Source organism: Parvibaculum sp., from assembly GCF_030694575.1.
Classification (GTDB): domain Bacteria; phylum Pseudomonadota; class Alphaproteobacteria; order Parvibaculales; family Parvibaculaceae; genus Parvibaculum.
Genome location: NZ_JAUYUS010000103.1, coordinates 1 through 10,379, shown reverse-complemented (window position 1 = coordinate 10,379; position 10,379 = coordinate 1). Strand labels below are relative to the sequence as shown.

Annotated in this window: 6 protein-coding genes; all 6 read left to right on the top strand. The window is 62.6% G+C overall.

Translation table 11 applies throughout. The features are described 5' to 3' along the window. Positions 1–1,492: putative maltokinase (locus tag Q8S60_RS14840; RefSeq protein WP_305668686.1), on the top strand; the 1,492-nt coding region annotated here is incomplete at its 5' end. After that, a complete protein-coding gene (gene glgB / locus Q8S60_RS14835) occupies positions 1,492–3,687 on the top strand; it encodes a 1,4-alpha-glucan branching protein GlgB (RefSeq protein ID WP_305668685.1) in 2,196 nt (731 codons plus the stop codon). The genes Q8S60_RS14840 and glgB, both read left to right, overlap by 1 nt. Beyond that, on the top strand, positions 3,684–5,789 hold the full coding sequence (gene glgX / locus Q8S60_RS14830; protein WP_305275970.1) for a glycogen debranching protein GlgX: 2,106 nt from the start codon (positions 3,684–3,686) through the stop codon (positions 5,787–5,789). Before glgB ends, glgX begins: the two co-directional genes overlap by 4 nt. After that, entirely contained in the window at positions 5,786–7,504 is a 1,719-nt protein-coding gene (gene treZ, locus Q8S60_RS14825; protein ID WP_305275971.1) for a malto-oligosyltrehalose trehalohydrolase, read from the top strand. Before glgX ends, treZ begins: the two co-directional genes overlap by 4 nt. Beyond that, a complete protein-coding gene (gene malQ / locus Q8S60_RS14820; protein WP_305275972.1) occupies positions 7,501–9,513 on the top strand; it encodes a 4-alpha-glucanotransferase in 2,013 nt (670 codons plus the stop codon). The genes treZ and malQ overlap by 4 nt, the downstream gene beginning before the upstream one ends. Further along, a partial coding sequence (locus Q8S60_RS14815) for an alpha-amylase family glycosyl hydrolase (protein WP_305668684.1) occupies positions 9,510–10,379 on the top strand: 870 nt, incomplete at its 3' end. The genes malQ and Q8S60_RS14815, both read left to right, overlap by 4 nt.

Here is a 10,379-nt window from a genome sequence, read left to right as displayed (position 1 = left end):
TACGTTCGTGTTGCGTCCGGCGCTGACGGATGTCGTGCAGGGAGCAAATCTCGACGCTCTGGAAAAAGACGTTCTCCCGGGCTATCTGCCGCATCGCCGCTGGTTCGGCGCCAAGGGCGAAAAAATCCACCGTGTCCGCGTCATGCAGGCGACGCCGCTGCCGGCTGCGGAAGATCTGATGTTGACCGAGATTGAGGTGACGACCGACAGTGGCGCTGCCATCTACACATTGCCGCTCGGGATCGTCTGGGAGGCCGAACCGGCAGGGCCCTTTGCCTCCAACCTCGCGCTTGCAAAAGTGCGGCGCGGGCGGCGCGTCGGTCTGCTGACGGATGGTTTCACCCTGAACGCGTTCTCCACATCGATCATCGCCGCGTTGCGGGACAACGCCACTATTCCCGCCGGTGGCGGCGCGCTGGAATTCTCGTCACATGCGGGATTCGATCTCGAACCCGACGCGGCGCCCGAATGGCTCGCAGCGGAACAATCGAACAGCACACTCGTACTTGGCGAACGTGCGGTTCTGAAAGTTCTGCGCAAGATCCAGCCGGGCATCCATCCAGATGTCGAGATGGTTCGCTACCTGAGCGAAAACGGCTACGAGAACGTGCCCGCCATACTGGGTGACGTCAGCCGCATCGATGGTGAAAAGAAGAGCTTGCTGATGCTGGTGCAGCGCTTCGTCTACAACCAGGGAGACGGTTGGCAATGGACGCTGGGAACGCTTGAGCGCCTGGCAACCGATGTGGACTGGAGCTTTTCCAACTACGGAAACTTCGCGCGGAATCTGGGCCGCAGACTCGCGGAAATGCATGAAACGCTTGCGCGACCGACAGACGATCCGGACTTCACGCCGGAACCGATGGACGCCGCTAGTGCGGAGCAGCTCGGTGAGCGCGTCGCGGCGCAGTTGCGCTCCGCGCTCGATCTGGTCGCTGGCGCCAGCCTCAACGACGATGAAGCCGCCGGCCGGTTGCTGTCGGAACGTGACGGACTGATCGAGCGGGTGCGGGCCGCTGCGCGAGATGCCGAGGGCCGTATGCGCACGCGCATTCATGGCGACCTTCATCTGGGGCAGGTCCTGGTGACGGGAAGCGACGTGATGCTGATCGATTTCGAAGGCGAGCCGACGAAGCCGCTCGACGAACGCCGCGGCAAGGACCTGCCGCTGCGGGATGTCGCAGGCATGCTGCGTTCGTTCGACTATGCGGTGGCGGTTGCCGAACAGCAGCGGCCTGCGAGCGCGGAGACGGAGGAGATTCGTACCGAGGAGCGTTATGCCCGCTTCCGCGAGCAGGCGGTCGAGGCTTTCCTTGCCGGTTACCAGGACAGGGACGAGCCCGCCGCCGATCCTATGCTCGACCTCTTCCTGCTGGAAAAGGCGGCCTATGAGGTTGCTTACGAAGCGGCCAACCGGCCGGACTGGATCGGCGTGCCGGTGGCGGGCCTTGCACAGGTCGCAACACGACTGATCGGCAAGGAGATGAAGTGATGGCGATGAACGGCACGCTTGAGCATGCGGCGGCAGCTCTGCTCGATGGGCGGCTGACCGATCCGTTCGCGCTGCTCGGACCCCACGATGAAGGCGGCGGCACTGTGGTGCGCACATTCCAGCCGGGCGCGGAAGAAGTCTCGCTTATTGCGCAAAGCGACGAGCACGAACTCGGAACGCTTAAGGGAACGGGCGGGTTGTTCGTCGGCCGCCTGGCGGAGAACGTGGCTTACAAGCTGCGTATCGTATGGCCGGGAGGAGCGGTGCAGGAGACCGAGGATCCCTATTCCTTTGGAACGGTGCTGGGCGATCTCGACCTCCACCTGTTTGGCGAAGGACGCCACTGGGGGCTCGGTCATGTGCTGGGTGCGCAACCGCGCGCCATGGAGGACGTACAGGGCGTCGCCTTCTCCGTATGGGCGCCGAATGCGCGGCGGGTTTCGGTCGTCGGCGATTTCAACAATTGGGATGGACGGCGCCATCCGATGCGGCTGCGGCACGGCGCGGGCATCTGGGAACTCTTTGTGCCGCGGCTCGGCGCCGGCTCGCGCTACAAATACGAGATCGCGGGCGCGGACGGCAGCACCAGCCAAAGAGCGGATCCCCTCGCGCGGGCGACGGAGGCCCCGCCAGCTACGGCTTCCGTCGTTGCCGCCACGCCGGATTTTCACTGGACCGACGCAGACTGGCTCGCCGAGCGCACTGCGCGTCAGGGGCCAGATGCTCCGATCTCCATTTATGAGGTGCATGCCGCGTCATGGGTACGCCCTGAGGGAAATCGTGAGGGAACGCTCGACTGGCGCGGGCTGACCGAGCGGCTGATTCCCTATGTGGCCGACATGGGCTTCACGCATGTCGAATTCCTGCCGATCATGGAGCATCCATTCGGTGGCTCGTGGGGCTATCAGACGCTTTCGCAATTCGCGCCATCCGCCCGTTTCGGCCGACCGGAGGATTTCGCGCGCTTCGTCGACGCCTGTCATCGGGCCGGCATAGGCGTCATTCTCGATTGGGTGCCCGCGCATTTTCCGACCGACCCGCATGGCCTCGCGCATTTCGACGGGAGCCATCTCTATGAGCATGCCGACCCGCGCGAGGGCTTTCATCAGGACTGGAATACCCTGATCTACAATCTCGGACGGCGCGAGGTGGCCGGCTTCCTCCTTGCGTCGGCATTGTGGTGGCTGGAGACATTCCATGTCGACGGCCTGCGCGTCGACGCCGTTGCCTCGATGCTGTACCGAGATTACAGCCGGAACGCCGGAGAGTGGGTGCCCAATGTCCATGGCGGTCGCGAGAATCTGGAATCGGTCGATTTCCTGAAGCGCCTGAACGAGGTCGTGGCGGAGTGCTGTCCCGGTGCCGTCACCATCGCCGAAGAGTCCACTGCCTGGCCGGGCGTCTCAGCACCGCTCGAGCAGGGAGGATTGGGATTTTCCTACAAGTGGAACATGGGATGGATGCACGACACGCTTCAATACGTGGAGCGCGATCCGGTTCATCGCGCGTGGCATCACAATGAAATGACTTTTGGCCTCGTCTACGCCTTCTCGGAAAAATTCGTGTTGCCGTTGAGCCACGACGAAGTGGTGCATGGCAAGGGATCGCTGATTGGAAAGATGCCTGGCGACAGATGGCGGAAGTTTGCAACGCTACGCGCGTATTTCACCTTCATGTGGACGCATCCCGGAAAAAAGCTGCTCTTCATGGGAGGTGAAATCGCGCAGGACAGCGAGTGGAACCACGATGCGGAGGTGCCTTGGCATCTCCTGTCGGACCCCGAGCATGCTTCGGTGCAGCGTCTCGTGCGAGACCTCAACCGGCTTTATGCGAAGGAGCCCGCACTTCACGCTCGCGACGCCGATCCAAGCGGATTTCAGTGGATCGTCGGTGCCGATTCCGAAAACAGCGTCTTCGCCTATGCGCGCCTCGGGCACGGGGACGTACCTCCCATCGTGGTGCTGATCAACATGACGCCGGAGCCGCACCGGAACTATCACGTAGGCATGCCGCGCGCCGGAAGATGGCGCGAGGTTCTGAACAGCGATGCCGCACTATACGGCGGTGGAAATATCGGCAATGACGGTCTGGTTGAAGCGGAGCCGACGCCCGCTCTCGGACAGCCCGCCTCGGCGACGGTTGTGCTGCCGCCGCTTGCGGCGGTCATTCTCCGATTTGAAGGAGGTCGCCGATGAGCCCGCTTCCAGACCGGCTTGAAACAGGATCGCCACGTCCATTGGGCGCCACCTTCGATGGTCTCGGCGTCAATTTCGCCGTGTTTTCCGCACATGCCGAGAAGATAGAACTGTGCCTGTTCGAGCCGACCGGGAAGCGTGAAATCGCGTGCTATGAACTGCCGGAATGGACGGACGAGGTTTGGCATGGCTACTTGCCCGATGCGCGTCCCGGGCTCCTCTACGGCTACCGCGCGCATGGTCGCTATGCACCGGAGGAAGGACATCGCTTCAATCCGAACAAGTTGCTGCTCGATCCCTACGCTCGCAAGCTCGCCGGCGATGTCAGATGGACCGATGCGCTGCACGGCTATCGCGTTCGCTCGCATCGCGCCGATTTGAGCTTTGACCGGCGCGACAGTGCCGCGGCGATGCCGAAAGGCGTGGTCACCAACTCGGCTTTCGACTGGTCGCGCGATGTGCGCCCCAACACCCCCTGGTCGGAAACGATTATCTATGAAGCGCACATCAAAGGTCTGACGAAACTGCTGGAGGAAGTTCCGCCGCCGGAGCGCGGCACATTCGCGGCGTTGGCGCATCCGCGCGTGATAGAACACCTGAAGAGATTGGGCATAACCGCGCTGGAGCTGATGCCGATTCATGCTTTCGTGCAGGACCGGTTTTTGCAGGAGAAGGGACTGCGCAACTATTGGGGCTACAACACGCTTGGCTTCTTCGCACCCGAGCAGACATATCTTGCATCCGACGATCAGGACGAGCTGCGCATCGCCGTTCGGCGTCTGCATGCAGCGGGCATCGAGGTGATTCTCGATGTCGTCTATAACCACACATGCGAAGGAAGCGAGCGGGGGCCTACCATGTCGTGGCGAGGACTCGACAACGCGACCTATTACCGGCTCATTCACGACGATCCACGCTACTGCATCAACGATACGGGGACGGGCAACACACTGAACCTCTCCAATGCGCGGGTGATTCAGATGGTTGCGGATTCTCTGCGGTACTGGGCAACTTCATTCGGGATCGACGGCTTCCGTTTCGATCTTGGATTGACGCTCGGCCGCACCGACCACGGCTTCGATCCAGGCGCCGGCTTCTTCGACGTTCTGCGCCAGGATCCGGTCCTGGGCGGGCTGAAGCTCATCACCGAGCCTTGGGACATCGGACCCGGAGGCTATCAGCTCGGAAACTTCCCGCCCGGGTTTGCCGAGTGGAACGACAAGTATCGCGACAGCGTGCGCAAATACTGGCGCGGCGACTCCGCGCTTCGCGGAGAGCTGGCCGCCCGTCTCTCCGGTTCGGGCGACCTCTTCGATCGTCGGGCGAGGCGTCCATGGGCGAGCGTGAACTATCTTGCCAGCCATGACGGTTACACGCTGGCGGACCTCGTCGCTTATGAACATCGCCACAATGAGATCAACGGCGAAGAAAATCGGGACGGGCATCTCCACAACTATTCGCGCAACTGGGGTGTGGAAGGGCCGACGGACAACCCGGCGATCCTCGATGTGCGCAACCGCGTTCGCCGATCGATGCTGCTGACACTGTTTGCCTCGCTCGGTACGCCCATGCTGCTGGCGGGTGACGAGTTCGGCCGCAGCCAGGGCGGCAACAACAACGCCTACTGCCAGGATAACGAGATCAGCTGGCTCAACTGGGCAGAGATGGATTCTCTGCAAGGCAACGAACTTATCGACTTTGTCGTCCGGCTGACCGGCCTGCGAAAGCGCTACCCCATGTTACGCGCGCCCAATTTTCTCTATGGAGAGGACGTGCCAGCTGAAGGCGTCAACGACATAGAATGGTTCGACGAGAGAGGGCAGGAGCTCTCAGCCGATGACTGGAACAACCCGGATGGCCGCGCGCTCGTAATGCGCCGCGCCAGGCGGCGGGAGGACGGGCATATCGAAGCACTCACGCTTCTTCTGAATGCATCGTCCCACACCATCGACTTCCGGATGCCGCCACCGGAGAGCAAGCGGACCGTTCTCGCCGACAGCGCCCATCCCGATCGCGGCGAGTTTGAAATCGAAAATCACTACGCGGTGGCGCCTCATGGCGCCGCGCTACTGTGCTGGACAAACGAGTCCGACAAGTCATGAAGGAATGGGGCGCCAAACTTGTTGGAGCGGGCCGCACGCGCTTTCGCATCTGGGCGCCGAACATTCCTGCGGTCGCCCTTGAGATCGAGGGCAGAGAAAAAATCCCGCTGCAACCGGAAGGGGACGGCTGGTTCTCCGTCGAGACGGTGGCAGGTCCCGGCACTCGTTATCGCTTCCGCGTAAGGCACGATCTTTCCGTTCCCGATCCCGCGGCTCGTTGCCAGTCCGATGGCGTTCATGGTTGGAGCGTCGTCGCACCGCCGCAAGCCTATCGCTGGCGCGTGGAAGATTGGCGCGGACGGCCCTGGGAAGAAGCGATAATCCAGGAAGTTCACCCGGGATTGCTCGGCGGCTTCAACGGCGTTGCAGAACACCTTCCCGCGCTCGCCGAGATCGGGGTTACCGCTATCGAACTGATGCCGATCTCGGCCTTCAGCGGTACGCGCAACTGGGGATATGACGGTGTGCTGCCTTACGCTCCTGCGGAAAGCTATGGCACGCCGGACGATTTGAAGGCGCTTGTCGACCGCGCACATGAACTCGGCCTGATGATAATGCTGGACGTCGTCTACAATCACTTCGGACCGGACGGAAACTATCTCGGAACCTATGCGGGGGACTTCTTCGATCCGCATATTCATACGCCGTGGGGCGCGGCCGTCGCCGTCGACCGGGAGCCGGTGGCGCGATTTTTCATCGACAATGCGCTGATGTGGCTCGACGAATACCGTTTCGACGGATTGCGCTTCGATGCTGTGCAAGCCATTGCCAACAATGATTTTCTCGACCGTATGGCGGCCGAGATACGTAGCCGGCTCGGGCAGGACCGGTTCATTCATCTGGTCCTTGAGAATGAGAACAACGATGCCGAACGACTCGAGCCCGGCAAGTACGATGCACAATGGAATGACGACTTCCACAGCGCACTTCATGTCCTGCTGACGGGGGAGACAAGCTCCTACTACGGCGACTTCGCCGACAGACCTGCGGAACGGCTCGCCCGTTGTCTTGCCGAAGGTTTCACCTATCAGGGGGAAGTATCGCATCATCTCGATGGGCGGACCCGGGGGAACCCCAGCGGCCATCTACCGCCGACTGCGTTTGTTTCATTTCTGCAGAACCACGATCAGATCGGCAACCGCGCTATGGGCGAGCGGCTTACGGTCCTGGCCGATCGCGACAATCTCCGGGCGGCGACGGTGCTCCTGTGCCTGTGTCCGCAGATACCTCTTTTTTTCATGGGCGATGAGGCAGGATCGCACACGCCATTTCTCTTCTTCACCGATTTTCACGATGAATTGGCGGATGCCGTCAGGCGCGGCCGCCGGCGTGAGTTCGCGAAGTTCGCCGCATATTCCGACGAGGAGGCGCGCAAACGCATTCCCGATCCGAATGCGCCGGGCACCTTCGCGGCCTCCCGGCCCGAGCCGGGACCGGACGCCGATGAGTGGTGGGCCCTTTACACGAAGCTTCTTCGCATACGACGAATGGAAATCGTGCCACGCCTGCGCGGCGCCCGCTCGCTCGGCGCCGAAGCGATAGGCGACGCCGCAGTAGTGGCGCGCTGGCGGTTGGGAGACGGCGCGAAACTCGTCATGGCGCTGAACCTCGGCGACAGGCAGGCAGGTTTTCCAGCACCGCGCGGTGTCACACTTTTCGCCGAGGGTGAGGCGGGGGCGCCCGCGAGTGTCGCCGTCTGGCTCGATAAAGAATGAGTGCCCTGGCCGCATTGGCCGAAGCGGCAGGCCTTCGGACCGATTGGACCGACGCCGCCGGGCGCGCGCAGCGTGTCTCCGACGATGCCCTCATCGCCATTCTCGCCGCGCTCGGCCTGCCTGCGGGTAGCGACGCGGCGATCGCCGAAAGCCGCCGCCGGCTGAAAGCCGACAAGGCCGTCGAATGTTCCTTCATGTCCGCCGACGTGGGGCGGCCGCTGCTGCTGCCAAAGGAATGCGGTGCCGCAGGACGCGCCCGTCTCGTACTGGAAGACGGCACGGAACAGGATGTGACGCTGGAGGAGGTTCGCGATGGCATCATTCTTCCTGCCCTGGATCGGACCGGCTATCACCGTTTGATGTTAGCCGATCGGAGCATCGGACTTGCGGTGGCGCCACGGCATTGTTTCCGTGTCGAGGATGCTGCACCCGGCAGCCGCATATGGGGACCGGCTGTGCAGATCGCGGCGCTGCGCGATGAACGCGAAAGTTCCTTTGGCGATTTTGGTACGTTGGCCAGGGCGGCATCCGCTTTCGCTACACGGGGCGCCGACGCCATGGCGATCAGCCCCGTCCACGCGCTCTTTCCGGCGGATGCCGGGCGCTACAGCCCCTACGCGCCCTCCAGCCGACTTTTTCTGAATGTCTTCTTTGCGGACCCTTCGCTGCTCGGACATACCTCCAGGTCCCCCTCATCTGCGGAGCTGATCGATTGGGCGACCGCGATTCCCGAACGACTGGCACAGCTTCGCGCCGCCTATGACAGCCGGAGCGAAGGCGTCCGCGACGCAGTTGCCGCATATGCCGAACGAGGTGGAGCGGAATTGCTGCGGCATGTGCGCTTCGATGCTCTCCACGCATATTTCTTTCGGCGGGACGGCGCGCGCGGCTGGCAGGATTGGCCGCCGGACTATCGAAATCCGACAAGCGGTTCAGTGTCGGCCTTTGCCGCGGAGCATGAAGACGAGGTCGGATTTTACCTGTTCCTTCAATGGCTGGCAGAGCAGGGCCTCGATAAGGCCCAGCGGGCTGCGCGGCGGGCCGGCATGGCGGTTGGTCTCATAGCCGATCTGGCGGTTGGCATGGACGCAGGCGGGAGCCACGCGTGGAGCCGGCCCGAAGAATTGCTGACGGGGCTTTCGATCGGTGCGCCGCCGGACCCGCTCGGTCCCGACGGACAGAACTGGGGCATTACGGGCTTCTCTCCCCAGGCCTTGCAGCGAACCGGCTTCGACGCTTTTATCGCGACCATCCGCGCCGCGCTCTCGCATGCGGGCGGTATCCGGGTCGACCACGCGCTTGGCCTGCGCCGAATGTGGGTTGTTCCGGATGGCGCATCGCCGACAGACGGCGCCTACCTCACCTATCCGCTGGATGACATGCTTCGCCTTCTCGCACTGGAATCGGAACGCGCCAAAGCCATCGTCATTGGAGAAGACCTGGGCACCGTGCCCGAGGGGCTTCGGGATGAAATGGAGCGGAAGGAGATGCTCGGTATGCGTGTTCTCTGGTTCGAGCGCGAAGAGGACGGAACATTCACGCCACCGGATCGTTGGCCCACGGGCGCGGCGGCGATGACGAGTACGCACGACCTGCCGACGGTCGCCGGTTGGTGGAGCGGCCGGGATATCGATTGGACCTGGAGCCTGAGGCGCAAATCGGATGCAGCCAGTGAAGCCGAACACCGTTCCAGCCGCGCGCGAGAGCGGACCCGTCTCTGGTCTTCCATGCGTGATGCAGGCGTTGTCACTGCCGACCTCATGCCTGGACCCGACGACACGAGTCCCGTCGTGGACGCCGCTCTCGCCTATGTCGGCAGCACGCCATCCCCGATCTCCATCCTGCCGATGGAGGACATTGTCGGCATCGTTGAGCAGCCGAACCTGCCAGGTACGACGAGCGAACATCCGAACTGGCGTCGCCGTATGCCGGCCGCGACCGGCGACCTGCTCGATCGGCCGGAAGTCGCAGCGCGTATCGCAACCCTGAACGATAAAAGAAACAAATGATTCCACGCGCAACCTATCGGCTGCAGTTTCACAAGGACTTCACCTTTGCCGATGCAGAGGCACTGGTGCCTTATCTGGCCGGGCTCGGCATCAGTCATCTTTATGCTTCGCCGATCACCACCGCGCGTAGTGGATCGATGCACGGCTATGATGTCGTCGACCCAACGCGGATCAATCCGGAACTGGGGAGCGAGGAGGCTTTCCGGTCCCTCGCGCTGGCTCTTCGCGAGCAGGGACTCGGCATCATTATCGATATCGTTCCCAATCACATGGGTTTTGCCGGCGGCAAGAATGCCTGGTGGCAGGATGTGCTGGCGAAAGGCGAAGCGAGCCGCTACGCGAGTTTCTTCGATATCGACTGGCGCCGGAAACTTCTTTTGCCCTTGCTCGGCGAGCCGCTGTCTGCCGCGATCGACAATGGTGCGATTGCGCTTGAGGAGGACGACGGCAGCTTCTTCTTCACCGCCTACGGGAAGAACCGCTTCCCCGTCAGGCCGGAAGACATGGTTGAGCTGGCAAGCGGCGAGCCTGGCACGGTACTCGCTTTATACGATCCGGCGGAAGAAGCCGGGCGGAAAAGGCTCCAACGCCTGCTCGAACGCCAGCACTATCGGCTTGCGTCGTGGCGGACGGCGAACGATGAACTCAATTGGCGCCGCTTTTTCACCATCACCGGCCTCGCGGGGCTGCGGATCGAGGACAGGGAGGTCTTCGAGGAGACGCACGCGTTGTATTTTCGTCTTTACGGCGAAGGATTGATCGACGGTGTCCGCATCGATCACATCGACGGGCTTGCCGATCCGGCAGCCTATTGCCGCATGCTGCGCGCCCGGTTCAACACGATTGAACGTCCGTCCGATGCCCTG